Origin of the sequence: Pseudomonas sp. St290, from assembly GCF_018325805.1 — a bacterium.
Taxonomy (GTDB): domain Bacteria; phylum Pseudomonadota; class Gammaproteobacteria; order Pseudomonadales; family Pseudomonadaceae; genus Aquipseudomonas; species Aquipseudomonas bijieensis.
Genome location: NZ_AP014703.1, coordinates 602,725 through 628,898, shown reverse-complemented (window position 1 = coordinate 628,898; position 26,174 = coordinate 602,725). Strand labels below are relative to the sequence as shown.

The window sequence follows — 26,174 nt, the reverse complement described above, 5'->3', positions numbered from 1 at the left end:
TGATGGTCTTGCGCTCGGAAATCCTGGTGAACAAAAACGTGCTCCCTACTCAAGAACAAGCCCTGCCTGGCCGTGAAACCCCAATGACCGTGCCGGAAAAACACTTCGTACTCGACGCGCCGCTGCTGGGCCCGTTTGCCATGGACGTGGATTTCGCGATCTTTGGCCTGGGCTGCTTCTGGGGTGCGGAACGCAAATTCTGGCAGCGCGAAGGCGTGGTCAGCACGGCGGTGGGTTACGCCGGCGGCTTCACGCCAAACCCGACGTATGAAGAAGTCTGTTCGGGCCTTACCGGCCACAGCGAGGTGGTACTGGTGGTCTATGAGCCGGCAAAAGTCAGCTACGACCAGCTTCTGAAAATGTTCTGGGAACTGCACAACCCGACCCAGGGCATGCGCCAGGGCAATGACATCGGTACCCAATACCGCTCGGTGATCTATGCCACCAACCCGGCTCAACTGGCGGCGGCCAAACACAGCGAGCAAGTATTCCAGGCTGAGTTGACCAAGGCAGGCAAAGGCACCATCACGACCGAAATCGAAGAAGCACCGACGTTCTACTTCGCCGAGGCCTACCACCAGCAGTATCTGGCGAAAAACCCGGAAGGCTATTGCGGGATTGGCGGGACCGGCGTGACGTGCCCGATCTGAACCCTCTGTCCTGAAAAAAAGCTTCGCGAGCAAGCTCGGCTCCCACAGGGATTGGTGGCAGTGCGTCCACATGTGGGAGCGAGCCTGCTCGCGATGGCGGCCTTCCAGACGCCATCGGTGCATCAGCTTTCAGCGATCAACCAATCCATCTGCCACCCACCTTGGGTCTGCCCCAGTTTTTTCGACAGCCACGGCAGCAGTTCACGCAGCTCCTCCTCCAGCCCCCACGGCGGATTGGCAATCGCCAGGCCGGAGCCGTTCAGGCTGTTGGGCGTCGCCAGTGGGTGCACCAGCAACTCCACGCGTAACAGCTTCGGCGCCCCTGTGCCGGCCAGGTCCTGGTAGAAACGGCGCAACATCCGCTGGTCCTTCACCGGGTACCAGATCGCGGCCACTGTCTGGCGCATCCGGCCAATGGCCTCCTTGAGCGAAGCGGCGCAGCGCTGCATTTCGTCAAGCTGTTCGAAGGGCGGATCGATCAGCATCAGGGCACGCTTCTCCGCCACCGGCAGCAGTGCTCGCGACACATGCCAACCTTCACCCAGGTGTACCGCCACGCGACGGTCGCCTTTCATGTTGTCCTTGAGCAATACACCGTCTTCAGGGTGTTTCTCATTGAGCAGCACACGGTCCTGCGACCGGGTCAGGCGCCGCGCCAGCTCCGGCGAGCCCGGGTAGTAGCGCAACTGCCCGTCCGGGTTCATCTCGCGCAGCACCTTCATGTAATCGGCGGTCAATGGCGGCAGATCGCTCTCGCCCCACAACCGCGCGATGCCTTCCAGGTACTCACCGGTACGGTTGGCCTGGTCACCCTGCAAGTCGTACAACCCGATGCCCGCATGGGTATCGAGGTAAGCGAAGGGTTGCTCCTTGCGCGACATCAAGGCGATGAGGCGGGTCAAGGTCAGGTGTTTGAACACATCGGCGTGATTGCCGGCGTGGAAGGCGTGGCGATAATTCATGGCGGCTCCTGCGAAGGGCGACGAGTTTACCTCGAAGCGCGTCGGACGTCAGGCGTTCGCAGCCCGGCGGACAGGCCACAATCAGCCCAGCTCTCGCACCAGATACGCCAGCAATGGCGCCTTTGATGCTTCAACCGACTCCGATCGCTCAAGAAAGTAGGCAATCTTGCTGCTCAGGACGCTGTCGTCGACGCGCTCGAACAAATACGGATGCTCTTCGCCCAGCCAAGTGAGCAAGTTATCCAACAGACAGTCCGTCGGGACCTCGGCCATTGTCTCCAACAGCGCGACGGGTACCTGCCACCATGGAAAAGCCCGGGCCGCCCGCTGGGCATTTCCCATGATCTCAAGGGATTGCCCGTTGATCAGGCAGCGCGTGATGACTGGCAAGAGTTGCCCGGCCTCCACCTCCGTCGATTGCAGGATCGACCGCAAAAAGCGCCCATCCCAAAAACGCAGGAAGACCGGCTTGCCACCCGGCAACAGCACCTGCGTGAGCCCCCGCAAATGTTCGGCAAGGGTCTGCTGGTTCACACACGAAACCGCCAGCCAGCCCCAATCGAGCGAGTCGGTGGCGGCTATCCAATCAAGAAATCCGTTGTCCACGCCGACAAGCCCTACATAGGGCATGACCGATTCCCACTCGGCGTATGGCGTGTCGGCCCAGATCGGACTCGCCTCCGAGCTCATCGAGCGCTTCCAGGCCGACAACACCCCGGCGCTACTGGCGTTGCTGAAGATGGCGAAAAGTTGCTCGCAGGCCTGCAAGGGATGGTCCTCAAGCCAGGCGCGGGGAGATTGACCGCAGCTCATGGTCGCTCCTGGATATCGACAGGTTTGCGAAAGACCGATGGCGCTACGCAGACGCCGCTTCTGCAACGTTCACACTCCTCGCAGAACGGCGCCGAGCCCTGGAAACTGAGGATTTGCGCGAGGGAAAGCGCAGGCGCCGCAGCGACCCGTTTCTCGGCACTGCCTGGCGTGCCGGATGCCGCGCTCATGACCGCCATCGGCGCCCCACCGACCTCGATCGGCACGCTGCTGGAGATCCCGCCGGCCCCGATGCTGATCCAATGGCCGCCGGCCTGGAGGGTCACACTGGCACCCGCTTCCAATACTACGTGTTGGCCGGCGCTGACATGAAACTGCTGGCTCGCACTCAGCACCTGGCTGGTGACACGAATATGCCGTTCGCCACTCACCAGCAGATGATCATCCTGCCGGACTTCAGCCCGGCGCCGACCATGGGTAAGGCGCTGTTCATCGGCCTTGAGCTCGTGTCGCGCCATACCGGTGACGACAATGCTGCGCTCATGATCGACCTGCACCCGCTGGTCATGCAGCACATGCTGGGTCCAGTTTCGCTGGGCCCGCAGGTAGATCTCCTCGGCGCCCTTGCGATCCTCGATGCGCAGTTCGTTGTAACCTCCCCCGCCAGGGCTGCTCCGACTGCGCAACAGGCTGCGGGTCTTGTCCGCCGGCAAGTCCAGCGGCACCGGGTTGGCGCCATTGGGCAGACAACCCACCACCATCGGCTTGTCCACGTCGCCATCGATGAACCCGACCAGGACTTCCATGCCAACCCGGGGGATCATCACCGCGCCATAGTGATCGTGGGCCCAACCGGAGGCCACACGCAGCCAGCAGCTGGAATGTTCGTCATGTTTACCGTCGCGATCCCAGACCAACTGCACCTTGACCCGCCCGAACTCATCGCAATGGATCTCGCTGTCGACCGGCCCGGTCACCACCGCCGACTGATAACCGTGGGCCCGCGGCTTTTCGTGATGCAGGGGTGGCCGAAAGAACACGTCCCATGGCGTGGCGAGAAAGGTATTTTTGTAACCCTGGAATTCATCCGGGCCGGCACTGGCGACTTCTTCCAGCACCTGCGGTTGACGACCATGATGGTCGACATGCGTCAAGAGCCAGAGATCATTGAACTGCTCACGAGGATGCTCCTTCATGCACATGAAATGTCCGCTGAGGAAGGCGCTTTCATCGCTGCCGCCCTCTGCCACGCGCTGGTCGGCACCATGACGCTCAAGGGCGCGCCGGGTCAGATGCTTGCCGTCGTCACGGGCAGAGAATCCGCCGGGATAGCGATAGTCTTCCAGGGCAGGACGCTGCCGATTATCCAAATGGGTTTCCAATAACAAGCCGGGCTTGCGGAAGTCGTAATCGCGCAACGTTACGGCAGTGGTGCAGGTCTGGAGCCGCACCGCCAGGCGCTTGATCGCCGACTCGTCGGCGACCATGCCGCTGTCCGGCAGGTACAGCGTCGATTCGGGCAGGCGGGGAAACACCGTCTGGTCGTCACCGAACACCAGCAGATGGCCGTCAGGGCGGTGCCTGAAGTGATAATGGATACCAACTTCGGCGCAAATTCGCTCGATGAAGGCCAGGTCGCTTTCGCCATACTGCACACAATATTCGCGTTCGGGGTACTGCCCGCCAAGCGTGAACTGGCAGGCATCCGCCAGGATTCCGTGTTCCTTCAACACCCGGGCGACGATATCGGGCACGCTCAGGTGCTGGAAAATCCGCTGGTTGATGCGATGGCGCAAGTAGGCCAGGCGAGGCACCAGGCTGATCTGGTAACGGGTCAGGCGTTTGCCCGAATCCCCCTGGGCCACGCTGTAGACCTGACCGTGTATGCCACCCTTCCCGCCATCGAAACCCAGAAATGCCTGGCGATGCAGGAGTTCTTCCAGTGCCAGGTCAGACCGCTCACTGACCAGCTCCAGGTCAAAACGATAGGGCTGACTGATGGCTTCCGTGCCCTTGAACTCAAGCACCTTGAGGTCATTCGGTCCGCTGTCGAGCGTCAGCGTGAAAAGCGGTGGGTTGGCAGGCGGGAACATCCGATGTGCCTCTGCAAAATGGAGGCGGGCGATTGTGCATGAGCCCTACGCAAAGCTGATCGACCCTCATTAAAAACAGATTTGCCTTACACCCAAGAAGATAAAGGCATGCGGCATGCGCTGTATTTTCCGACAGACATTCCTTGCGTGACGGCAAACTGAAATGGCCGCACGAACAATCAGCAACTTCCTACAAAGTGACGGGCCTCGGGACTGCAACTGGCCGTGCTAACGTTCTTTCGTCGCAAAAAGCAAAGGAAGCACCGATGACGATCCGTTACGCAAAAATCGCAATGATCCTGGCGCTCGCCGCCTTCGCCTTCCTGACCGTGTTCAACAACATCACGGACTACAGCTCCAACTTCAATTTCGTCCATCACGTGCTGAGCATGGACACCACCTTCCCCGACAATGCCGCCCGATACCGGGCCATCGATCAGCCCTGGATGTGGCATGGCGCCTATTGGCTGATCATCGTCGGCGAAGCGCTGACAGCAGGGCTTTTGGGTTACGGCACACTGAAACTGTGGCAGGCACGCCGGGCCGAGGCCTCGGTGTTCGCCCGCGCCAAGGGGTGGGCCGTTGCCGGTCTGACGGTGGGTTTCTTCGTCTGGTTCTTCGGTTTCATGGTCGTCGGCGGCGAGTGGTTCCTGATGTGGCAATCAGAAGTCTGGAACGGCCAGGATGCCGCGTTCAGGTTCTATATGGCGATTTTGGGCGTGTTGATCTTTCTCAACCAGCCTGACACCGAGGTGAAGTGATGCGCGTCCTTTGAAGATCCAGCGTGGGAGCGAGCCTGCTCGCGATAGCGGCGTACCAGCTTGCCTGGATGCTGAATGTGACACCTCATCGCGAGCAGGCTCGCTCCCACAGGTAACAGGCGTGGTCGATAAATTCCGCGCATAAAAAACGGCCCGTTTCCATTGGAGACGGGCCGTTTTCATGTTCTTCAAGCGCGCCGTCAAGGCCGCGCTGAAGGTCTTACTGATTCAGACGGAAATCTTTCTCGGCCGCTTCGAAGCGCTGCAGCATACCGGCGGTAGGCGAGCCCATCTTGCTGACAACGTAGATGGCCAGGCTGGCGAAGATGAAGCCCGGGATGATTTCGTACAGGCCCAGCAGCTCGAAATGCTTCCAGACGATCACGGTGATCGCACCGACCAGGATGCCGGCCAGCGCGCCGTTACGGGTCATGTTCTTCCAGATCACCGAGATCAGCACAACCGGGCCGAACGCGGCACCGAAACCGGCCCAGGCGTAGCTCACCAGGCCCAGTACGCGGTTTTCCGGGTTGGCGGCCAGGGCGATGGCGACCAAGGCCACCAGCAACACCATGGCACGGCCGACCCAGACCAGTTCCAGCTGGGAAGCGTTCTTGCGCAGGAAGGTCTTGTAGAAGTCTTCGGTCAGGGCACTGGAGCACACCAGCAACTGGCAGCTCAGGGTGCTCATTACCGCCGCCAGGATGGCCGACAGCAGGACACCGGCGATCCACGGGTTGAACAGCAGTTTCGCCAGCTCGATGAACACGCGCTCATGGTTTTCGGTCACCGGACCGGCCACTTCAGGGTGCGCCGAGAAGTAAGCGATACCGAAGAAGCCGACAGCCACGGTGCCGCCCAGGCACAGGATCATCCAGGTCATGGAGATACGACGGGCGTTGGCGATGGACTTGACCGAATCAGCCGCCATGAAGCGCGCCAGGATGTGCGGTTGACCGAAGTAGCCCAGGCCCCAGCCCATCAGCGAAATGATGCCGATGAAGGTGGTGTTTTTCAGCATGTCGAAGGACGAAGGATCTTTCGCTTCGATGGCCAGGAACGTGGTGTCCACGCCACCGGTGGCCAGCAGCACGATGATCGGCGTGAGGATCAGCGCGAAGATCATCAGGGTGGCTTGTACGGTGTCGGTCCAGCTCACGGCCAGGAAACCACCGACGAAGGTGTAGGCGATGGTCGCGGCGGCACCGGCCCACAGCGCGGTCTCGTAGGACATACCGAAAGTGCTTTCGAACAGACGGGCGCCGGCGACGATGCCGGAAGCGCAGTAGATGGTGAAGAACACCAGGATGACCACCGCGGAGATGATCCGCAGCAGGCCGCTGTGGTCCTCGAAACGGCTGGAGAAATAGTCTGGCAGCGTCAGCGCGTCACCGTTGTGCTCGGTCTGCACCCGCAGGCGCCCTGCCACGAACAGCCAGTTGAGGTAGGCACCGACGATCAGGCCAATGGCGATCCAGCTTTCCGACAGGCCAGACATGTAGATGGCACCCGGCAAACCCATCAACAACCAGCCGCTCATGTCGGAAGCACCGGCGGACAATGCCGTGACCACGCTGCCCAGGCTACGACCGCCCAGGATGTAATCGGAAAGGTTATTGGTGGAGCGGTAAGCCATCAGACCGATCAGGACCATGGCTGCGATGTAGATCACGAAAGTGATCAAGGTGGGATTACTAACACTCATGAGTTACGCCCTGGCTTTGTTTTTATGTAGCGGTGGCAGTTGAAAGCGTCGACAACGCGGACGTTGTAGCGACGATTTGCAGTCCCGCGAATTTATGACTGATGTTTCCCCAGGAAAGCCATCAGCCGATGCCCCTCGACTTTCAAGCCGGTTGCACCTTGGCCGCGAATGCTATTCAACAAATGAAATAAGGTGCAACCTGTTTCGCTCGAATAAGTTGCACCTGATCGGTTTTATCGCAGAATCTGTACTTTTTGCTCCTTTTTAGTGCAGTCCATAGCGGTCCGCTAGAAGCCAAAGCACTAAGCCGGTGCAGGATTGACGGGGCAGAATTTGCTTCCAGATGAACTGCCTGTCATTTCAAGAAAAAAAGGGTTGCACCCGGTTGCACCTCAATCATCGCGCAGCTAATCTTGCCGCCAGCTGATGCCACGCCATACGTGGTAAACATGAGGATAAAAATATGGCTACCACCACCCTTGGGGTCAAACTCGATGACCCGACCCGCGAACGCCTCAAGGCGGCCGCAACCTCGATTGATCGCACACCACACTGGCTGATCAAGCAGGCAATTTTCAATTACCTGGAAAAACTCGAGGGTGGTGCAACCCTGACCGAGCTGAACGGTTCACCCCGCGCCGACAGCGATGATGCCGGCGATGTACAGGTCGACCACGCTCACCAATGCTTCCTCGAATTCGCCGAGAGCATCCTGCCGCAATCGGTCCTGCGTGCCTCCATCACCGCCGCTTACCGTCGCCCCGAGCCGGAAGTGGTGCCGATGCTGATCGAGCAGGCCCGCCTGCCGGCGCAAATGGCCGAAGCCACCAACAAGCTGGCCGCCTCGATTGCTGAAAAGCTGCGCAACCAGAAAAGTGCCGGCGGCCGTGCCGGTATTGTCCAGGGACTGCTGCAGGAGTTTTCCCTGTCATCCCAGGAAGGCGTGGCGCTGATGTGCCTGGCCGAGGCGCTGCTGCGTATCCCGGACAAAGGCACCCGTGATGCACTGATCCGCGACAAGATCAGTACCGGTAACTGGCAACCGCATTTGGGCAACAGCCCATCGCTGTTCGTCAACGCTGCCACCTGGGGCCTGCTGCTGACCGGCAAACTGGTCGCCACCCACAACGAAGCCGGCCTGACTTCCTCCCTGAGCCGTATCATCGGCAAGAGCGGCGAGCCGATGATCCGCAAGGGCGTCGACATGGCCATGCGCCTGATGGGCGAACAGTTCGTCACCGGCGAAACCATCGCCGAGGCCCTGGCCAACGCCAGCAAGTTCGAATCCAAGGGCTTCCGCTATTCCTACGACATGCTGGGTGAAGCCGCGCTCACCGAACATGACGCCCAGAAGTACCTGGCCTCGTACGAGCAAGCCATCCACTCGATCGGCAAAGCGTCCCATGGCCGTGGGATTTATGAAGGCCCGGGCATTTCCATCAAACTGTCCGCATTGCACCCGCGCTACAGCCGCGCCCAGTACGAACGCGTCATGGACGAGCTGTACCCGCGCCTGCTGTCGCTGACCTTGCTGGCCAAGCAATACGACATCGGCCTGAACATCGACGCCGAGGAAGCCGACCGCCTCGAGTTGTCCCTGGACCTGCTGGAACGCCTGTGCTTCGAGCCGCAACTGACCGGCTGGAACGGCATCGGCTTCGTGATCCAGGCTTACCAGAAGCGTTGCCCGTATGTGATCGACTACGTCATCGACCTGGCTCGCCGCAGCCGTCATCGCCTGATGATCCGCCTGGTGAAAGGCGCGTACTGGGACAGCGAAATCAAGCGCGCCCAGGTCGAAGGCCTGGAAGGCTATCCGGTCTATACCCGCAAGGTGTACACCGACGTGTCCTACATCGCTTGCGCCCGCAAGTTGCTGTCGGTGCCGGAAGTCATCTACCCACAGTTCGCCACGCACAACGCCCATACCCTGTCGGCGATTTATCACATCGCCGGTCAGAACTATTACCCGGGCCAGTACGAATTCCAGTGCCTCCACGGCATGGGTGAACCGCTGTACGAACAGGTTGTAGGCAAGGTCTCCGAAGGTAAGCTGAACCGTCCGTGCCGCGTGTACGCTCCGGTAGGTACTCACGAAACCCTGCTGGCGTACCTCGTACGTCGTTTGCTGGAAAACGGCGCGAACACCTCGTTCGTCAATCGCATCGCCGACCAGTCCATTTCGATCCAGGAGCTGGTGGCCGATCCAGTGGCCAGCATCGAGCAGATGGCAACCCTGGAAGGCGGCTTCGGCCTGCCGCATCCGCGCATCCCACTGCCACGCGACCTGTATGGCAGCGAGCGCGCCAACTCCAGCGGCATCGACCTGGCCAACGAGCATCGCCTGGCGTCGCTGTCTTGCGCCCTGCTGGCGACCGCCCATAACGACTGGAAAGCCGTGCCGATGCTCGGTTGCGCCGCCAGCGAAGAAGCACCGGCAGCAGTGCTGAACCCGTCCGATCACCGTGACGTGGTCGGCCATGTGCAGGAAGCCACGATCAGCGACGTCGACAATGCCATCCAGTGCGCCCTCAACGCCGCGCCTATCTGGCAGGCCACGCCGCCAGCCGAACGCGCCGCGATCCTCGAGCGCGCCGCCGACCTGATGGAAGGCGAGATCCAGCCGCTGATGGGCCTGCTGGCCCGCGAAGCCGGCAAGACCTTCGCCAACGCCATCGCCGAAGTACGTGAAGCCGTGGACTTCCTGCGCTACTACGCAGTGCAGGCACGCAACGATTTCACCAATGACGCCCACCGTCCTTTGGGTCCGGTGGTTTGCATCAGCCCGTGGAACTTCCCCCTGGCGATTTTCAGCGGCCAGGTCGCCGCCGCCCTGGCCGCCGGCAACCCGGTACTGGCCAAGCCCGCCGAGCAGACGCCATTGGTGGCGGCCCAAGCGGTGCGCCTGATGCTCGAAGCCGGCATTCCGGAAGGCGTGCTGCAACTGCTGCCGGGCCGTGGCGAAACCGTCGGCGCCCGTCTGGTGGGTGACGAGCGGGTCAAAGGCGTGATGTTCACCGGCTCCACCGAGGTCGCGCGCCTGCTGCAACGCAACATCGCCGGTCGCCTGGACAACCAGGGCCGTCCGATCCCACTGATCGCCGAAACCGGTGGCCAGAACGCCATGATCGTCGACTCCTCGGCGCTGACCGAACAAGTGGTCATCGACGTAGTGTCTTCGGCCTTCGACAGCGCCGGCCAGCGTTGCTCGGCCCTGCGGGTGCTGTGCTTGCAGGAAGATTCCGCCGACCGTGTCATCGAAATGCTCAAGGGCGCCATGGCCGAATCGCGCCTCGGCAATCCTGAACGCCTGTCGGTAGACATCGGCCCGGTGATCGACGCCGAAGCCAAGGCCGGCATCGAGAAACACATCCAGGCCATGCGCGATAAAGGTCGCACCGTGTACCAGATGGCAATCGCCGACAGTGACGAGTGCAAGCGCGGCACCTTTGTGATGCCGACCCTGATCGAACTGGAAAGCTTCGACGAGCTGCAACGGGAGATCTTCGGACCGGTGCTGCACGTAGTGCGCTACAAGCGCAAGGAGCTGGATCAGTTGATCAGCCAGATCAACGCTTCCGGTTATGGCCTGACCCTCGGCGTGCACACCCGTATCGACGAGACCATCGCCAAAGTGGTCGATAACGTCCATGCCGGCAACGTCTACGTGAACCGCAACATTGTCGGGGCCGTGGTCGGCGTGCAGCCGTTCGGTGGCGAAGGCCTGTCGGGCACCGGTCCCAAGGCCGGCGGTCCGCTGTACTTGTACCGCCTGCTGTCGACCCGTCCTACCGATGCAATCCAGCAATCCTTCGTGCGTGGCGATGCCCTCACTGCGCCAGACCTGCGTTTACGTGAAGCCCTGAGCAAACCGCTGACCGCCCTGCAAGCCTGGGCCGACAGCCAGAAACTCGCCGAGCTGAGCGCCCTGTGCGTGCAGTTCGCCGCCCAGTCGCAAAGCGGTATTACCCGCCAGCTGACCGGCCCGACCGGCGAACGCAACAGCTACGCCATCCTGCCGCGCGAGCACGTGTTGTGCCTGGCGGACGTGGAAGGCGATCTGCTGACGCAACTGGCGGCGGTACTGGCTGTGGGCGGCTCGGCCGTGTGGCCGGAAACCGACACCAGCAAGGCTTTGTTCGCACGCTTGCCGAAGGAGATTCAGGCACGCATCCAACGGGTTGCCGACTGGACCAAGGACGACGTGCTGTTCGACGCCGTGCTGCATCATGGCGATTCGGACCAACTGCGCGGCGTTTGCCAGCAGGTGGCCAAGCGGGCCGGTGCTATCGTCGGGGTGCACGGTTTGTCCCAGGGCGAGACCAACATTGCGTTGGAGCGTTTGGTCATCGAGCGGGCGTTGAGCGTGAACACGGCTGCCGCAGGTGGTAACGCCAGCCTGATGACCATTGGCTAAACCGTTGTAGACCAGGCACCTGCAATGGGTGCCTGGTCATAGAAACCCTGTGTGCGAGCTTAGTGGGAGCAAAGCTTGCTCGCGACCCAGGCGCTGCGGTCCTCAAGAGACCGCGGCGCTTTCATCGCGGGCAAGCCTTGCTCCCACAAAACTCGCTTGTATGTTTAGACTTGAAGGGGTGGGCGGGACTAAAAGCTCGATTCCGACTCTAGCCAGTACGGACCGTGGGAGACTTCTCGTTCCGCCCTTTCTACCTAAAGCGCCGATAAGGAATTCATCGGTAAAACCGACGATAGAGGCAAGCCAGCGCAAAGGTAGACCCCGACAAGCACCTAAACCCTAGCTCCGAGGATTCGTCATGACAATCCTTAACTCACCAACGGTTATTGGTATCGATGTAGCGAAGGCCGAAATCGTCGTTTACCGCGAAGACCTGAAAATCACTCAAGCCATCGCCAACCACCGCGAAGCTCTTGGCCGGTGGCTCAAAACGCTACCAGCCCAAAGCTCGATTGCGCTGGAAGCCACCAGCTTTTATCACCTGGACACAGCTGAGCTGGCCCATGGAATGGGGTTTCATGTTTACGTTGTGGATCCTTATCGGGTGGCCCATTACCGTGAAAGTATTGGGCTGCGGGCTAAAACTGATCCTTGTGATGCGCGTTTGCTGGCTCGGTATCTAACGAACGAGCAAGCAAGGCTGCGTATCTGGAGCCCACCTCCAGAAGCCTACAAAGTGTTAAAAAACCTGCTTAGAAAACGTGCGGCACTCATCAAGGCCCGCGTCAGTATCGTGCTGAGTTTTTCGAACGAACCGTGTCTGAAGGACATCTTGGCCCGGCAGTTGGAGGTCTTCAAAGAGTCCGATCAGGCCATTCAGAAACTAATGCGTGAGGCCAGCCAAGCGGCAGGGATCACTGAAAACATCAACCGCTGCAAAGCCATCGAAGGGATTGGTGAACTGACGGCCACTGGCTTGGCGACCGCATTCATGCGCGGTCACTTTGTCAGTGGCGATGCATTCATTGCTTTCTTGGGGATGGATTTGCGTCCAAAAGATTCAGGGAAGAAGCACAGTCCTCGTCACTTGAGCAAAAAAGGGGACGGGGAGCTACGACGCCTGGCGCACAACGCCGCGATGGCGGCCTGTCGGTCTCCTGCCTGGAAACCTTACTATGAGGCCTTCTTGGCACGAGGCCTGGCCAGAACTCAGGCCTTGGTTATCCTCGCCCGCAAGTTGTGTCGGGTAGCATTCGCCCTGATGAAAAATCAGAGCGAATACCAACCAAATTCACGGTTGCAGGGTTCCCCTGCAACATAGAATCTCCCACATTGGATTAGTGTCGCCCTAACCTCTGCATCACTGCCATCAATCATCCTGTTCAGCCTCTATTCCCACGCCTAGACTCGGCCCATTCCAAAAAAAGGTAGGCCGCCATGTCCGAGACGTTGCTCAGTTCCCGCAATCTGGCTTTCGAGCTGTATGAAGTCCTCGATGCCGAGGGCCTGACCCAGCGCGAGCGGTTTGCCGAGCACAATCGCGAAACCTTCGACGCAGCCCTCGCTACGGCCCGCAGCATCGCCGAGAAATTTTTCGCGCCCCACAACCGCAAGAACGATGAAAACGAACCGCGCTACGAGAACGGCGAGGCGATTCTGATTCCCGAGGTGAAACCGGCGGTGGATGCCTTCCTCGAGGCTGGCTTTCTCAATGCCGCACGCAGCTTCGAGGCTGGCGGTATGCAACTGCCGACGTTGTTGTCCCAGGCCTGCTTCGCGCATTTCCAATCGGCCAACGCCGCTTCGACCTCTTACCCGTTCCTGACCATGGGCGCGGCGAATCTGATCGAGAGCTTCGGCAGCGAGGAGCAAAAGCAACGCTTCCTGCAACCGATGATCGACGGCCGCTTCTTCGGCACCATGGCCCTGACCGAGCCACATGCAGGTTCTTCGCTGTCGGATATTCGTACACGCGCGGAGCCGGCGTCCGACGGCACCTACCGACTCAAGGGCAACAAGATCTTCATCTCCGGCGGCGATCATCCGCTATCGGAAAACATCGTGCACATGGTGCTGGCGAAACTGCCGGATGCACCGCCTGGCGTGAAAGGCATTTCGCTGTTTATCGTGCCCAAGTTCCTGGTCAACGACGACGGCAGCCTCGGCCCGCGCAACGATGTGCTGCTGGCGGGGCTGTTCCACAAAATGGGCTGGCGTGGCACCACCTCTACCGCGCTGAACTTCGGCGACAACGGCGAATGTGTCGGTTACCTCGTAGGCAAACCGCACCACGGCCTGAGCTACATGTTCCAGATGATGAACGAGGCACGGATCGGCGTCGGCATGGGCGCGGTGATGCTGGGTTACGCCGGCTACCTGTATTCACTTGAATACGCCCGCGAGCGCCCGCAGGGCCGGGTACCCGACAGCAAGGACCCGACTACGCCGCCGGTGGCGATCATCCAGCACGCCGACGTACGCCGCATGCTGCTGACCCAGAAGGCCTACGTTGAAGGTTCATTTGACCTGGGCCTGTACGCCGCGCGGCTGTTCGACGACACCACCACCCTGGAAAGCGAAGCCGAGCGCCGGCGCGCCCATGAGCTGCTGGATTTGCTGACCCCTATCGTCAAATCCTGGCCCTCGGAGTTCTGCCTGAAGGCCAACGAGCTGGCGATTCAGATTCTTGGCGGCCACGGCTACACCCGCGAATACCCGGTGGAGCAGTATTACCGCGACAACCGCCTGAACCCGATCCATGAAGGCACCCACGGCATCCAGTCCCTGGACCTGCTGGGGCGCAAGCTGGCGCAGAACGGCGGCGCTGGCCTCAAGCAATTGATCCGGCTGGTGGCCGACACCACTGAGCGCGCCCAGGCCCACGCATCACTGACGCCATTGCGCCAACCACTGGAAGCGCTGGTAGCACGCCTGCAAACGGTTACCCTCGGCCTGCTGACGGACCTGGCCCAAGGCAAGGTCAACAGCAGTCTCGCCAACTCGGCGCTGTACCTCAAGGTGTTTGGTCACATGGTGATTGGCTGGCGCTGGCTGGAACAGGCGATTCGGGCCGAGGAAGGTTTGGCCAAGGGGAACGAGGCGGACAGCGACTTCTATAAGGGCAAGCTGCAAGCGGCGCGGTACTTCCTGACCTGGGAAGTGCCGGGGTGTCACCATGAGCTGGAGCTGCTCGAGACGCGGGATGATACGTGCCTGGGGATGCGGGATGAGTGGTTCTGAGCCTGCTCTTGTGCGGGGCTGAAAACCGATCGCGAGCAGGCTCGCTCCCACAGTGGAACGGGGTGAACACAGATTTTATGTCCACTTAGCCCCTATGTGGGAGCGAGCCTGCTCGCGATGACTCAGGTGCAGACAACACTGCTGCACAAGCCCGTCGCAGGTTCAGGCCTGCTGAATAGTCTTGGCAATCACCTCGACCGTGGCGCTGACTTGCTCTTGGTAACGGTCGAGTTCCGCTTGATGAGCCTTTTGCATTTCCATCTGTTGCGAACACAGGTTCATCGCCGCCAGTACCAGCAGGCGTTCACCGATCAGCGTCGGGTATTTCCTCTTGGTATCGGCCAGGGCGGCCTTGAGCATGGCAGCGGCGTCCAGCAGGGCCTGCTCCTGCCCGGCCGGGGCCTTGATTGAATAGTCTTCTCCCAGGATCGAGATGACTGTCACCCCATCGGCGCCGTGCTTCATGCGCTGACAGGACCGGCGCTGGCGCGCTCGATCAACGCCTGGATGCGGGCAGCGGTAGCGCCGTGCAGTTCTTCCTGTTCCATCAGGCTCAGTTGCAGGCTCTCGTTTTCATCCTTGGCCCTGGCAAGTTCCGCGCTCAGGGTTTCGTTCAGGCCGGTGAGGTGACGGTTCTGTTGCACCAGGTCGTTGACCAGTTGCTCCAGCTGGCTGAGGGATGTTTCCAACATATTGATTTCCAGGCATTTTCAAGGGGCGCGTACGATAAAGAAAAGTCACCGCCGATGCCACGGTTACACGGCGGCGGTGCTTCGCTCGCGAGCTGTAGAGACTGCGATTCGGGAATCTGGTTCCTACCCTTCGTCGCACGGTAGGTGTTGCCCTGCGACAAAAGCACGCGTCGGCCTCAAGACTTCAGTCGTATGACCGATAAGTCAGGGAACAGCAGTCACAGCCCCGCACGGACGCGTCTTCTTCCGGTACTTCCCATGTCTCTACGTAATATGAACATCGCGCCGCGGGCGTTCCTGGGGTTTGCCCTGATAGGCGCCCTGATGCTGGCCCTCGGGGTGTTTGCCCTGGCCCAGATGAGCAACATCCGCACCTCTGGCGAAAGCATCGCCCGCAACAGCGTGCCCAGCATCAAGGCCCTGGATGAGTTCACCCAGCTCACCCTGCGTCTGCGGGTGCTGTCCTATCGCTTGCTGACCAACCGCGAACCGGACATCCAGCAGAAAACCTACGATCTGTTCGAGCAACGCAACCAACAGATCCGCGCCGCCCAGACGGCCTACGAAAAACTCATCAGCGCCCCGGAAGAACGGGCCGCCTACGATCAGTATGTGCAACTGCTGGGTCAGTACCGTCAGCTCGAAGAGCGGATGAAAACCCTGTCGCGCAATAATCAGATCGAGGAACTGCGGGTATTGCTCAACACCGAACTGCTGAGCAACTCCGAAGCCATCAACGCAATCCTGGGCCGCCTGCTGGAAATCAATAACCACCAGGCCGAGGCTTTCAACCAGAGCGCTGAGCAGCAATATTCAAAAGCCTTCATGCTGGTCGTCACGCTGCTGGTCATCGCCACCGGCCTGACCCTGCTGTTCGCCTGGCTGCTGACCAATAGCATTACCAAGCCGATTGCCAATGCCCTGGACGCCGCCGAGGAAATCGCCAAGGGCAACCTGACCCGGCCAATCACCGTCGATGGCACCGATGAAGCCGGTCGCCTGCTCAAAGCGATGGCGACCATGCAGGAGAAACTGCGCGACACCCTGCAGCGGATTTCTGGCTCGGCCACACAACTTGCATCGGCGGCCGAAGAGCTCAACGCCGTCACTGACGAAAGCGCCCGTGGCCTGACCCAGCAGAACAACGAAATCGAACAGGCCGCCACGGCAGTCAACGAAATGACCAGTGCCGTGGAAGAAGTGGCGCGCAATGCGGTCAGCACCTCCGAAGCATCGAAAGACGCCACGACTTCCGCCGGTGATGGCCGTGACCTGGTGCAGGAAACCGTCAGCGCCATCGAACGCATGAGCGCCGACGTGCAAAGCACTGCCACGCTGATTGGCAACCTGGCCAATGAGTCCCGCGATATCGGCAAGGTGCTGGACGTGATCCGTGGCCTGGCCGACCAGACCAACCTGTTGGCGCTGAACGCCGCTATCGAAGCGGCCCGTGCCGGTGAGGCCGGTCGTGGTTTTGCCGTGGTCGCCGACGAAGTCCGCGCCCTGGCTCACCGCACGCAGCAGTCGACCAGCGAGATCGAACGCATGATCGGCAGTATCCAGAACGGCACCGAACAGGCCGTGGATTCGATGCGCAACAGCACCGAACGCGCCGAGTCGACGCTGAACATCGCTCGCGGCGCCGGCATGTCCCTGGACACCATCAACACCGCCATCGTCGAGATCAACGAACGCAACCTGGTGATTGCCAGCGCCGCCGAGGAGCAGGCCCAAGTGGCCCGCGAAGTGGACCGCAACCTGGTGAACATCCGCGACCTGTCGGTGCAATCGGCCACCGGCGCCAACCAGACCAGCGCCGCCAGTGCCGAACTGTCGCGCCTGGCCGTGGACCTGAACAGCATGGTTGGACGGTTCAGCCTTTAACCGCAAACCCATTGATCGCTCACAATCCATGAGCGATCAATGCTGTTGTGGCGAGGGAGCTTGCTCCCTCGCCACAAGGGCTGCGCCCAGAACCCGATCCCCCAACCTTTTTTGACAGCATCACATTTCAACAGGTTAGAATCGCTGGCACGCAGACTGCATGGTCAGTCTGTGCCCGCCCTTCAGTTTTCCCGGAGTAACGCCTTTGACTGCGACGACCATCAACAGCCTGTTCTTGATCGGCGCGTTGCTGGTAGGTGCGAGCATCCTGGTGAGTTCTCTTTCGTCCCGCCTGGGTATCCCGATCCTGGTGATCATCCTGGCCGTGGGCATGGTGGCCGGTGTCGATGGCGCCGGTATTCTTTTCGATAACTACGCCACGGCCTACCTGGTCGGCAATCTCGCATTGGCTGTCATTCTGCTCGACGGCGGCTTGCGCACGCGGGTGTCGAGCTTTCGCGTGGCGCTGTGGCCGGCGTTGTCGCTGGCCACGGTCGGGGTATTGATCACCACTGGACTGACCGGCCTGGCGGCGGCGTGGCTGTTCAACCTGAACCTGATCCAGGGCCTGCTGATCGGCGCCATCGTCGGCTCGACGGATGCGGCGGCAGTGTTTTCACTACTGGGCGGCAAGGGCCTGAACGAGCGGGTCAGCGCCACCCTCGAGATCGAGTCCGGCAGTAACGACCCCATGGCGGTGTTCCTCACCGTCACCCTGATCGGCATGCTCGCCAGTGGCGAAACCGGCCTGCACTGGAGCCTGCTGGGACATCTGGTGCGCGAGTTCGGCATTGGCTCGGTGCTTGGCCTGGGCGGTGGCTGGCTGATGCTGCAACTGGTCAATCGCATCAACCTGGCCAACGGCCTCTACCCGATCCTGGTCATCAGCGGCGGCCTGGCCGTGTTCGCCCTGACCAACGCCCTGCACGGCAGTGGTTTCCTGGCGGTGTACCTGTGTGGCCTGGTGCTGGGCAACCGTCCGGTACGCAGCCGCCACGGCATCCTGCACATGCTCGATGGCATGGCCTGGCTGGCGCAGATCGGCATGTTCCTGGTGCTGGGGCTGCTGGTCACGCCCCACGACCTGCTGCCCATTGCCCTGCCGGCCCTGGGCCTGGCGCTGTGGATGATCCTGTTCGCGCGCCCGCTGTCGGTCATGGTGGGCCTGCTGCCATTCAAGGCGTTCCATGGTCGCGAAAAAGCCTTTATTTCCTGGGTCGGCCTGCGCGGCGCGGTGCCGATCATTCTCGCCGTGTTCCCGCTGATGGCCGGCCTGCCCCACGCCCAACTCTATTTCAACCTGGCGTTCTTCATCGTGCTGGTCTCGCTGCTGGTGCAGGGCACGAGCCTGCCGTGGGTCGCCAAGTTGCTGCACGTGACCGTCCCGCCCGAGCCGCTGCCGATTTCCCGGGCGGCGCTGGAAGTGCACGTCACCAGCGAATGGGAGCTGTTCATCTATCGCCTGGGCGCGGAAAAATGGTGCATCGGCTCGCCCCTGCGGGACCTGAAAATGCCCGAAGGCACGCGCATCGCCGCACTGTTTCGCGGCCAACAACTGCTCCATCCGTCGGGTAGTACGGTGTTGGAAGTCGATGATTTGCTCTGTGTTATCGGCCATGAACATGATTTGCCGGCCCTTGGAAAACTGTTCAGCCAAGCGCCGCAACGGGGCCTTGATTTGCGCTTTTTCGGCGACTTCGTACTCGAAGGAGACGCCCAGTTGGCCGCGGTTGCCGCCCTGTACGGATTGCAACTGGATGGCATCGATCCGGACATGTCCCTGGGGCGCTTCATTGCCCAGAAAGTCGGCGGCGCGCCGGTGGTCGGCGACCAGGTGGATTGGAACAACACCCTGTGGACCGTCGCGGCCATGGACGGGAACAAGATCGGCAAAGTGGGCGTCAGATTCCCCGAAGGAAGTCGCCCGGGTCCCGGCTTGTTCCTCTAAACTGCTCCCACTCTCACTTGCTCGACCGGTCTCTATGCCTACCCTGCGCTCCTTTTTCGCCATCGCCCTGCTGGGCTTGAGTCTCTCCGTCTGCACACTGCAAGCCGCTGATCTTCCCTCCAGTGCTTCGGTGCAGGCCAGCCTGGACAAGATCGCCGACCGCAAACTGCCGGAAGCCGACCAGAAAGCCCTGCAGGCCGTCTTGCAGAACACGCTGACCCAGCTCAGCAACAAGGCCGACTACGAACAGAAGTTGCAGGCGCTCAAACAGCAACTGGCCACCGCGCCCAAGCAGAACATCGAGAACCAGCGCGAACTGGCGCGGCTCAAGGGCACCACGGTGGTGCCGGTGGCGCAACGCTATGCCAACCTGCCGATTCCCCAGCTTGAGCAAATGCTCTCGGATCGCTCCACCCAGCAGGGTGATCTGCAAAAAGCCCTGGCCGACGCCAACAGCCTGATCATCACCGCCCAGACCCGTCCCGAGCGTGCCCAGGCGGAAATCTCCAGCAGCCAGACCCGCATCCAGCAAATCAACACCATCCTCAAGGCCGGTCGAGACGCCGGCAAAACCCTGAGCGCCGAGCAACGCGACCAGCTCAACGCCGAGTTGGCGGCGCTCAACGCGCTGATTCCGCTACGCCGCCAGGAGCTGGCCGGCAACAGCCAACTGCAGGATCTGGGCAACGGTCAACACGATTTGCTGATGGAAAAAATCGCCCGCACGGAGCAGGAAATCCAGGACCTGCAGAACCTGATCAACCAGAAGCGCCTGGCCCAGTCCCAGGAGACGGTGACCCAGCAATCCATCGAAGCCCAGAAGGCCGGTGGCAGCAGCTTGCTGGCGACCGAAAGCGCGGCCAACCTGAAGCTCTCCGACTACCTGCTCAAAAGCACCGACCGCCTCAACGAGGTGACCCAGCAGAACTTGCAGACCAAGCAACTGCTGGACAGCGTCACCCAGACCGACGCCGCCCTGGACGAGCAGATCAGCGTGCTCAAGGGCAGCCTGCTGCTCTCCAAGATCCTCTACAAGCAGCGCCAGACCCTGCCGCGCCTCAAGCTGGACCAGAACCTGGCCGACCAGATCGCCGACATCCGCCTGTACCAGTTCGAAGTCAGCCAACAACGTGAGCTGCTGAACAATCCCAGTGCCTATGTCGACAACCTGCTGGCCTCCCAGCCATCGGAACAGGCCACGCCGCAACTGCGCAAGACCTTGCTGGAACTGGCACTGACCCGCGTCGACCTGCTGGAACGGCTGAACCGCGAATTGAGCGCAGTGCTCAACGAATCCATCACCCTGCAGCTCAACCAGAAGCAACTGCTCAGCACCGCCCAGAACCTGCGGGCGACGCTTGAAGAGCAGATGTTCTGGATTCCCAGCAACAAGCCGCTGGATTTCGAATGGATGCGCGGCGTGCCGATGCGCCTGGAAAAACAGATCGATTCGCTGCCCTGGGCTTCGAGCCTCAGTGAGCTGGCCGATGGCCTGACCCAGCGTCCGCTGCTGTTCCTGCCCCTGGCGCTGCTGATTGGGGCACTGCTGTGGCGGCGCAAGAATCTTTATGCGCGCTTGAACAAGGTTCACCAGGACGTTGGTCACTTCAAGCGCGACAGCCAGTGGCACACGCCCCAGGCGATCCTGATCAATATCCTCCTGGCAATGCCGGTGGCCCTGGCGCTGACCCTCTGCGGCTATGCCTTGCAGATCGACGCCCGCGGCCAGAACGCCAACCTCGGCGCGGCGCTGCTGCAGATCGGCCAGGCCTGGCTGGTGTTCTACACCGCCTATCGGGTGTTGGCCCCGGGCGGCGTGGCCGAATTGCATTTCCGCTGGGAGAAACCCCAGGTCGAATTCCTCCAGGGCTGGATCCGCCGGCTTGGGCTGGTGGTGCTGGCGTTGGTGGCCGTGGTGGCCGTGGCCGAGTTGCAGCCCTCGACCCTGGCCGATGACGTGCTCGGCATGCCGGTGGTACTGACCTGCTACGCGCTGATGGCGTGGTTGCTCAGCCGCCTGTTGCTGAGCAGCCCGACACACAAGAACACCTCGCTGTTCCGCAAGGCCGTCGGGGTGCTGTTCACCGCGCTGCCGATCGCGCTGTTCGTGGCGGTGTGCTTCGGCTACTACTACACCGCACTGAAGCTCAGCGACCGGTTGATCAATACCCTGTACCTGCTGATGTTCTGGCTGGTGATCGAGGCGACCTTCGTGCGCGGCCTGTCGGTGGCGGCGCGGCGCCTGGCCTACCAGCGTGCCTTGGCCAAGCGCCAGGCCGCCAAGGAAGCCGGCGACGGCGAAGCGGTGGTCGAGGAGCCGACCCTGGACATCGAGAAGGTCAACGAGCAGTCCCTGCGCCTGATCCGCCTGGCCTTGCTCGGCGGCTTCATCGCCGCGTTGTACTGGGTCTGGTCGGACCTGATCAGCGTGTTCTCGTACCTGGACAACATCACCCTCTACGAATACACCAGCGGCACCGGCGTCAACATGAGCATGGTGCCGATCAGTATCGGCGACATGCTCGGCGCGTTGATCATCATCGGCATCACCTTCGCCCTGGCACGCAACCTGCCGGGCCTGTTGGAAGTGTTCGTACTGTCGAAACTGAACCTGGCCCAGGGCAGTGCCTATGCCACCACCACGCTGCTGTCCTATGTGATCGCCGGTGTCGGCTTCGTCACCACGCTGTCCACCCTGGGCGTGAGCTGGGACAAACTGCAATGGCTGGTGGCCGCACTGTCGGTGGGCCTGGGTTTCGGCATGCAGGAGATCTTCGCCAACTTCATCTCCGGGATCATGATCCTGTTCGAGCGTCCGGTGCGCATCGGCGACACCATCACCATCGGCAACCTGTCGGGCACCGTCAGCAAGATCCGCATCCGCGCGACCACCATCACCGACTTCGACCGCAAGGACATCATCGTCCCGAACAAGACCTTCATCACCGGGCAACTGATCAACTGGTCGTTGACCGACACCGTGACCCGGGTGACCCTGAAACTGGGCGTGGACTACGGCTCGGACCTGGATCGGGTGCGCGAACTGCTGCTCAAGGCCGCCCGTGAAAACCCACGGGTACTGAAGGAGCCGGAACCGATCGTGTACTTCCTGAACTTCGGTGAAAGCACCCTGGACCATGAGCTACGCATGCACGTGCGCGACCTCGGTGACCGCAACCCGGTACTGGACGAGATCAACCGCTTCATCAACCGAGAGTTCAAGAAGGAGCACATCAACATCTCCTTCCGGCAGATGGAAATCTATCTGAAGAACATGCAAGGCCAGGAATACAAACTGGTGCCTGCCGAGCCCGACAAAAAGACCATCGCACCCGTGCCTTCGGCTGTTGCCAGCATCAAGCCGGTACCCGAGCCGCCGCAAGAAACACTCGACTGATGCGCGCTGCCTGAAGGCCTCGCGCCGGAGACGGCCATGAAAACGCTGGAAACGTTGACCTTCGATAACCGTTTCGCCCGCCTGGGCGACGGGTTATCGACCCACGTGCTGCCCGAGCCCATCGACAATCCGCGACTGGTGGTCGCCAGCCCGGCCGCCATGGCGTTACTGGACCTGGATCCGGCCGAAGCCGAGGCTCCGCTGTTTGCCGAGATCTTCGGCGGCCATAAGCTCTGGGCCGAAACCGAGCCCCGGGCGATGGTGTATTCGGGGCATCAGTTCGGTCACTACAACCCGCAATTGGGCGATGGCCGTGGGTTGCTGCTGGGCGAGGTGTACAACGAGGCCGGCGAGCATTGGGACCTGCACCTCAAGGGTGCCGGCCAGACGCCGTTCTCCCGGATGGGCGATGGACGGGCAGTGCTGCGTTCCTCGATCCGCGAATTCCTCGCCTCCGAAGCCCTGCACGCCCTGGGCATCCCCACCACCCGCGCCTTGTGCGTGATCGGTTCGGACACCCCGGTGTGGCGCGAAAAACAGGAGCGCGCCGCCATGGTGCTGCGCCTGGCACCCAGCCACGTGCGCTTCGGCCATTTCGAATATTTCTACTACACCAAGAAGCCCGAGCTGCACGCGGCCCTCGCCGAGCACGTGTTGAACCTGCATTTTGCCGAGTGCCGCGAGCAGCCGGAGCCGTACCTGGCGATGTTCCGCGAGATCGTCGAGCGCAACGCCGAGCTGATTGCCAAATGGCAGGCCTACGGTTTCTGCCACGGCGTGATGAACACCGACAACATGTCGATCCTGGGCATCACCTTCGACTTCGGGCCGTTCGCCTTCCTCGACGACTTCGACGCCAATTTCATCTGCAACCACTCCGATGACCAGGGCCGCTATTCATTCAGCAACCAAGTGCCCATCGGTCAGTGGAATCTCAGCGCCCTGGCCCAGGCCCTGACGCCGTTCATCAGCGTCGAAGCCCTGCGCGAAACCCTCGGCCTGTACTTGCCACTGTTCCAGGCCCACTACCTGGACCTGATGCGCCGCCGCCTCGGCCTGACCCTTGCCGAAGAAGATGACCAGAAACTGGTGGAGCGCCTGCTGCAACTGATGCAGAACAGCGGCGTCGACTACAGCCTGTTCTTCCGTCGGCTGGGCGATCGATCACCCGAACTGGCCATTGCCAACCTGCGCGACGACTTCGTCGACCTCAAGGGTTTCGATGCCTGGGGCGAGCTGTATATTGCCCGCGTCAACCGCGAAGGCGTTGTCGATCAGGACCTGCGCCGAGCCCGCATGCATGCCGTCAACCCACTGTATGTGCTGCGTAACTACCTCGCGCAGAAAGCCATCGACGCCGCCGAATCAGGCGACTACGAAGAAGTCCGCCGCCTGCACACAGTGCTGAGCAAGCCGTTCGAAGAACAACCGGGCATGGACAGCTACGCGCAACGTCCGCCGGAATGGGGCAAGCACCTGGAGATCAGCTGTTCGTCGTAACCTTCCCGCCAAACACATAACCCTGTGGCGAGGGGATTTATCCCCGCAGGGCTGCGCAGCAGCCCCAAGAACCAGGCAGCGCGGTGCAACAGATAAACCGCGTCAGCCGGATTACGACTGCTTCGCAGCCGAGCGGGGCGGTGCGACGTTTCGCTAAATCCCCTCGCCACAAGAGCACTGCAGTCACCGCGTTTATTTCGATGTAGGACCACTCAGGACCAGGCTACGCCGCCTTGCGCCATTGCCTACAACTACGCCAGAATCCGCCGGCTTGTGCGCCTTGGGGTCGGGCTCTATCGTTTCCCCGTCGCTGAAAATCAGCGATCGGGTTTAGCGATCCGACTCAACACAGACGCAACAATGCCCAGTCTCGATTGCAGTCTTTTACATCTGCAATTTGCTTAATGGTGGCTGTGCGTGGGAGACCTTCTGGTCTACCCGGGGTTTCTGTGACCCGGATCGCTAACCTGCGTACAGCCGCCACCTTTACTTGTTTAGCGATAGGTCGTGGCGGCTCAACCAATCACGGAGATTCGCCATGTTCAAAGCAACCCCCAACCCGCCTGATACCGATCCAGCCCACCCAAACTCAAAAGAATTCGACGAAACGGCCGACCGCGTCCTCGACTACTACCTCAACCCAAAACCCAGCAAACCCGAGGCTGATCCCAGCCAACTGTTCACCGTCGTCAATGGCGTCGACACCGAAACCCTGCTCGCCAACCTCAGCGAAAACCTAGCCTCGGCCAACGCCATGATCAGTGACCTGGCATTCGACCTGAAAGGTTCCAGGCGGCACGTTGCCATGGGTATTCAGCAATTGATCGAGCTGAGCAGCTTATTGGCGAACAGCGCACTGGACAGTGTCGAACCACGCCAGTCGACATAACGCATCCCCCTGTGGCGAGGGAGCTTGCTCCCGCTGGGCTGCGCAGCGGCCCCAAAACCTCAAAAGCGACGACTGCTTCGCAGCCGAGCGGGAGCAAGCTCCCTCGCCACAGTACGCCAAGCCATCAAATAAAGGTCTCAACCGATACGCCGAAGCGCTCCGCCAGCCAGCGGATCTGCCTTAAATTGAGCTGGCGCTTGCCGCTCAATATCTCCGACACCACCGACTGGGTGCCTATGCCCGGCAAATCGCTCTGGCTCAAACCGTGTTCACGCATCAGATAACGAAGCGCCTCAACGCCAGTAGCCTTGGGCATCGGCCGGTGTTGATGATCCCAGGCCTCGATCCATTCACCGATGATGTCCACCAGGCTCATCAGCGGATGGGCTTCTTCTTCGCCAACCAACTCCAACAATTCATCGAGCGCTGCAGCCAACCGGTCGTAATCCTCTTCGCTCCTGGGCTTACGCAGCAGGGGCGACACAAACTCCCAATGGGCGGCGACTTGTTCGATCAGCGGACTCATCTTTTTACTCATCTCATTTTGCTATGGACGAGTTAACCACGGACTTGGCTAATCGCAAACTGCGATAATTTCGGCAAGAGTGATGAAAACAGACGAAGCTTCTGTGGCGAGGGGATTTATCCCCGTTGGGTTGCGAAGCAGCCCCAAAAACCAGTCAACGTGGTGCAGCAGATAAGCCGCATCAGCCGGGTTACGACTGCTTCGCAGCCGAGCGGGGCGGTGCGACGTTTCGCTAAATCCCCTCGCCACAATGTTTCTGACTGGCTTTGAGTGGTTCATCGCCCGCCCAAACCGTCTGCCTGCTCATCCAACCTTATCGTTCCCCTGCTCAGGCGTCTCGATCCCCGACTCTGCCTCTTCAACCCCCTTCTCCTTGGGGTTGGCCGGTGGTTTTTCCTCGGGATAGCCGGGCATGCCGCGGGCGTCTTCAGGGGTCAGTTCATCCCGGTCGTGGCGGCGGTCGGTGGCGTAGGACGGGGCGGCGTTGGGGTCTTCATCGCGGCCGGCGGTGCCGAGGACGAAGCCGTCGTCGTTAGGGTTGTCCACTGCCTGGGGCGTGGTTGGGTCTTGAGGATGGCTCATGGGACCTCCTGAGTCTGCAAACAGGTACGTGGTGTCTTTTTGAGGCCGTGACACCTTCTCAGTGCGGCGCACCTGATGAATGGCAGCCTTGGATAACTTTGGCGAAACTCGGAAGGAAGATCAGTGAAAAGCCTGTGGGAGCTGAGCCTGCTCGCGA

At 61.0% G+C, this 26,174-nt stretch carries 18 protein-coding genes and 1 pseudogene; 11 read left to right on the top strand and 8 right to left on the bottom strand.

Annotated features, from left to right (window positions below):
• Positions 1 to 2: 2 nt before the first annotated feature.
• Entirely contained in the window at positions 3 to 650 is a 648-nt protein-coding gene (gene msrA / locus PBDP_RS02690; RefSeq protein WP_109752361.1) for a peptide-methionine (S)-S-oxide reductase MsrA, read from the top strand.
• A 122-nt stretch (positions 651 to 772) separates the two neighbouring features.
• Here msrA and PBDP_RS02685 read toward each other — a convergent pair whose 3' ends face one another.
• The 3 genes from PBDP_RS02685 to PBDP_RS02675 all read right to left on the bottom strand — a co-directional run bounded on the left by PBDP_RS02685 (position 773) and on the right by PBDP_RS02675 (position 4,476).
• Positions 773 to 1,612, bottom strand: a complete 840-nt coding sequence (locus tag PBDP_RS02685) for a 23S rRNA (adenine(2030)-N(6))-methyltransferase RlmJ (RefSeq protein WP_109752102.1) — start codon at positions 1,610 to 1,612, stop codon at positions 773 to 775.
• Between the two features lie 81 nt (positions 1,613 to 1,693).
• Entirely contained in the window at positions 1,694 to 2,425 is a 732-nt protein-coding gene (locus PBDP_RS02680) for a DUF4123 domain-containing protein (RefSeq protein ID WP_212801782.1), read from the bottom strand.
• Positions 2,422 to 4,476, bottom strand: a complete 2,055-nt coding sequence (locus PBDP_RS02675; protein ID WP_212801781.1) for a type VI secretion system Vgr family protein — start codon at positions 4,474 to 4,476, stop codon at positions 2,422 to 2,424. The genes PBDP_RS02680 and PBDP_RS02675 overlap by 4 nt, the downstream gene beginning before the upstream one ends.
• A 266-nt stretch (positions 4,477 to 4,742) precedes the next feature.
• Between PBDP_RS02675 and PBDP_RS02670 the strand changes: the two genes are divergently transcribed.
• On the top strand, positions 4,743 to 5,237 hold the full coding sequence (locus PBDP_RS02670) for a DUF2165 family protein (protein ID WP_109752100.1): 495 nt from the start codon (positions 4,743 to 4,745) through the stop codon (positions 5,235 to 5,237).
• Between the two features lie 220 nt (positions 5,238 to 5,457).
• Here PBDP_RS02670 and putP read toward each other — a convergent pair whose 3' ends face one another.
• On the bottom strand, positions 5,458 to 6,942 hold the full coding sequence (putP, locus tag PBDP_RS02665) for a sodium/proline symporter PutP (protein WP_109752099.1): 1,485 nt from the start codon (positions 6,940 to 6,942) through the stop codon (positions 5,458 to 5,460).
• A gap of 463 nt (positions 6,943 to 7,405) precedes the next feature.
• On the opposite strand from putP, the gene putA reads away from it, so the two are divergent.
• The 3 genes from putA to PBDP_RS02650 all read left to right on the top strand — a co-directional run bounded on the left by putA (position 7,406) and on the right by PBDP_RS02650 (position 14,599).
• Positions 7,406 to 11,359: a trifunctional transcriptional regulator/proline dehydrogenase/L-glutamate gamma-semialdehyde dehydrogenase gene (putA, locus tag PBDP_RS02660; RefSeq protein ID WP_212801780.1), complete on the top strand. Its 3,954-nt coding sequence runs from the start codon at positions 7,406 to 7,408 to the stop codon at positions 11,357 to 11,359.
• Between the two features lie 358 nt (positions 11,360 to 11,717).
• Entirely contained in the window at positions 11,718 to 12,680 is a 963-nt protein-coding gene (locus PBDP_RS02655; protein WP_212801779.1) for an IS110 family RNA-guided transposase, read from the top strand.
• Between the two features lie 116 nt (positions 12,681 to 12,796).
• Positions 12,797 to 14,599, top strand: coding sequence for an acyl-CoA dehydrogenase (locus tag PBDP_RS02650; protein WP_109752097.1), 1,803 nt, complete (start codon positions 12,797 to 12,799; stop codon positions 14,597 to 14,599).
• Positions 14,600 to 14,761: 162 nt separating this feature from the next.
• Here PBDP_RS02650 and PBDP_RS02645 read toward each other — a convergent pair whose 3' ends face one another.
• Positions 14,762 to 15,064 carry a cell division protein ZapA gene (locus PBDP_RS02645; RefSeq protein ID WP_212801778.1) on the bottom strand — a complete coding sequence of 101 codons (303 nt, stop codon included), beginning with the start codon at positions 15,062 to 15,064 and terminating at the stop codon, positions 14,762 to 14,764.
• Entirely contained in the window at positions 15,061 to 15,291 is a 231-nt protein-coding gene (locus PBDP_RS02640) for a hypothetical protein (RefSeq protein WP_109752095.1), read from the bottom strand. Before PBDP_RS02640 ends, PBDP_RS02645 begins: the two co-directional genes overlap by 4 nt.
• Before the next feature lie 192 nt (positions 15,292 to 15,483).
• On the opposite strand from PBDP_RS02640, the pseudogene PBDP_RS30200 reads away from it, so the two are divergent.
• From PBDP_RS30200 to PBDP_RS02615, 6 genes and pseudogenes are all read left to right on the top strand, one after another.
• A pseudogene (locus PBDP_RS30200) lies at positions 15,484 to 16,272 on the top strand (MCP four helix bundle domain-containing protein); the annotation flags it as partial.
• A gap of 30 nt (positions 16,273 to 16,302) precedes the next feature.
• Positions 16,303 to 17,175, top strand: coding sequence for a methyl-accepting chemotaxis protein (locus PBDP_RS30195; RefSeq protein WP_428983237.1), 873 nt, complete (start codon positions 16,303 to 16,305; stop codon positions 17,173 to 17,175).
• Positions 17,176 to 17,380: 205 nt separating this feature from the next.
• Entirely contained in the window at positions 17,381 to 19,123 is a 1,743-nt protein-coding gene (locus PBDP_RS02630) for a potassium/proton antiporter (protein WP_109752093.1), read from the top strand.
• A gap of 34 nt (positions 19,124 to 19,157) precedes the next feature.
• Positions 19,158 to 22,520, top strand: coding sequence for a mechanosensitive channel MscK (gene mscK, locus PBDP_RS02625; protein WP_109752092.1), 3,363 nt, complete (start codon positions 19,158 to 19,160; stop codon positions 22,518 to 22,520).
• A gap of 36 nt (positions 22,521 to 22,556) precedes the next feature.
• On the top strand, positions 22,557 to 24,020 hold the full coding sequence (gene selO / locus PBDP_RS02620; protein ID WP_109752091.1) for a protein adenylyltransferase SelO: 1,464 nt from the start codon (positions 22,557 to 22,559) through the stop codon (positions 24,018 to 24,020).
• Positions 24,021 to 24,558: 538 nt separating this feature from the next.
• Complete coding sequence (locus PBDP_RS02615; RefSeq protein WP_109752090.1) at positions 24,559 to 24,909, top strand: DUF6124 family protein; 351 nt, start codon at positions 24,559 to 24,561, stop codon at positions 24,907 to 24,909.
• A gap of 124 nt (positions 24,910 to 25,033) precedes the next feature.
• On the opposite strand, the gene PBDP_RS02610 is transcribed toward PBDP_RS02615, so the two are convergent.
• Positions 25,034 to 25,435, bottom strand: coding sequence for a helix-turn-helix domain-containing protein (locus PBDP_RS02610; protein ID WP_109752089.1), 402 nt, complete (start codon positions 25,433 to 25,435; stop codon positions 25,034 to 25,036).
• 303 nt (positions 25,436 to 25,738) lie between these two features.
• Positions 25,739 to 26,017, bottom strand: a complete 279-nt coding sequence (locus PBDP_RS02605; RefSeq protein ID WP_109752088.1) for a hypothetical protein — start codon at positions 26,015 to 26,017, stop codon at positions 25,739 to 25,741.
• Between the last annotated feature and the right edge of the window lie 157 nt (positions 26,018 to 26,174).

Coding starts and splice junctions, on each gene's coding strand:
- msrA (WP_109752361.1), top strand. CDS start 3: ATGGTCTTGCGCTCGGAAATCCTGGTGAACAAAAACGTGCTCCCTACT.
- PBDP_RS02685 (WP_109752102.1), bottom strand. CDS start 1,612: ATGAATTATCGCCACGCCTTCCACGCCGGCAATCACGCCGATGTGTTC.
- PBDP_RS02680 (WP_212801782.1), bottom strand. CDS start 2,425: ATGAGCTGCGGTCAATCTCCCCGCGCCTGGCTTGAGGACCATCCCTTG.
- PBDP_RS02675 (WP_212801781.1), bottom strand. CDS start 4,476: ATGTTCCCGCCTGCCAACCCACCGCTTTTCACGCTGACGCTCGACAGC.
- PBDP_RS02670 (WP_109752100.1), top strand. CDS start 4,743: ATGACGATCCGTTACGCAAAAATCGCAATGATCCTGGCGCTCGCCGCC.
- putP (WP_109752099.1), bottom strand. CDS start 6,942: ATGAGTGTTAGTAATCCCACCTTGATCACTTTCGTGATCTACATCGCA.
- putA (WP_212801780.1), top strand. CDS start 7,406: ATGGCTACCACCACCCTTGGGGTCAAACTCGATGACCCGACCCGCGAA.
- PBDP_RS02655 (WP_212801779.1), top strand. CDS start 11,718: ATGACAATCCTTAACTCACCAACGGTTATTGGTATCGATGTAGCGAAG.
- PBDP_RS02650 (WP_109752097.1), top strand. CDS start 12,797: ATGTCCGAGACGTTGCTCAGTTCCCGCAATCTGGCTTTCGAGCTGTAT.
- PBDP_RS02645 (WP_212801778.1), bottom strand. CDS start 15,064: ATGAAGCACGGCGCCGATGGGGTGACAGTCATCTCGATCCTGGGAGAA.
- PBDP_RS02640 (WP_109752095.1), bottom strand. CDS start 15,291: ATGTTGGAAACATCCCTCAGCCAGCTGGAGCAACTGGTCAACGACCTG.
- PBDP_RS30195 (WP_428983237.1), top strand. CDS start 16,303: ATGGCGACCATGCAGGAGAAACTGCGCGACACCCTGCAGCGGATTTCT.
- mscK (WP_109752092.1), top strand. CDS start 19,158: ATGCCTACCCTGCGCTCCTTTTTCGCCATCGCCCTGCTGGGCTTGAGT.
- selO (WP_109752091.1), top strand. CDS start 22,557: ATGAAAACGCTGGAAACGTTGACCTTCGATAACCGTTTCGCCCGCCTG.
- PBDP_RS02615 (WP_109752090.1), top strand. CDS start 24,559: ATGTTCAAAGCAACCCCCAACCCGCCTGATACCGATCCAGCCCACCCA.
- PBDP_RS02610 (WP_109752089.1), bottom strand. CDS start 25,435: ATGAGTCCGCTGATCGAACAAGTCGCCGCCCATTGGGAGTTTGTGTCG.
- PBDP_RS02605 (WP_109752088.1), bottom strand. CDS start 26,017: ATGAGCCATCCTCAAGACCCAACCACGCCCCAGGCAGTGGACAACCCT.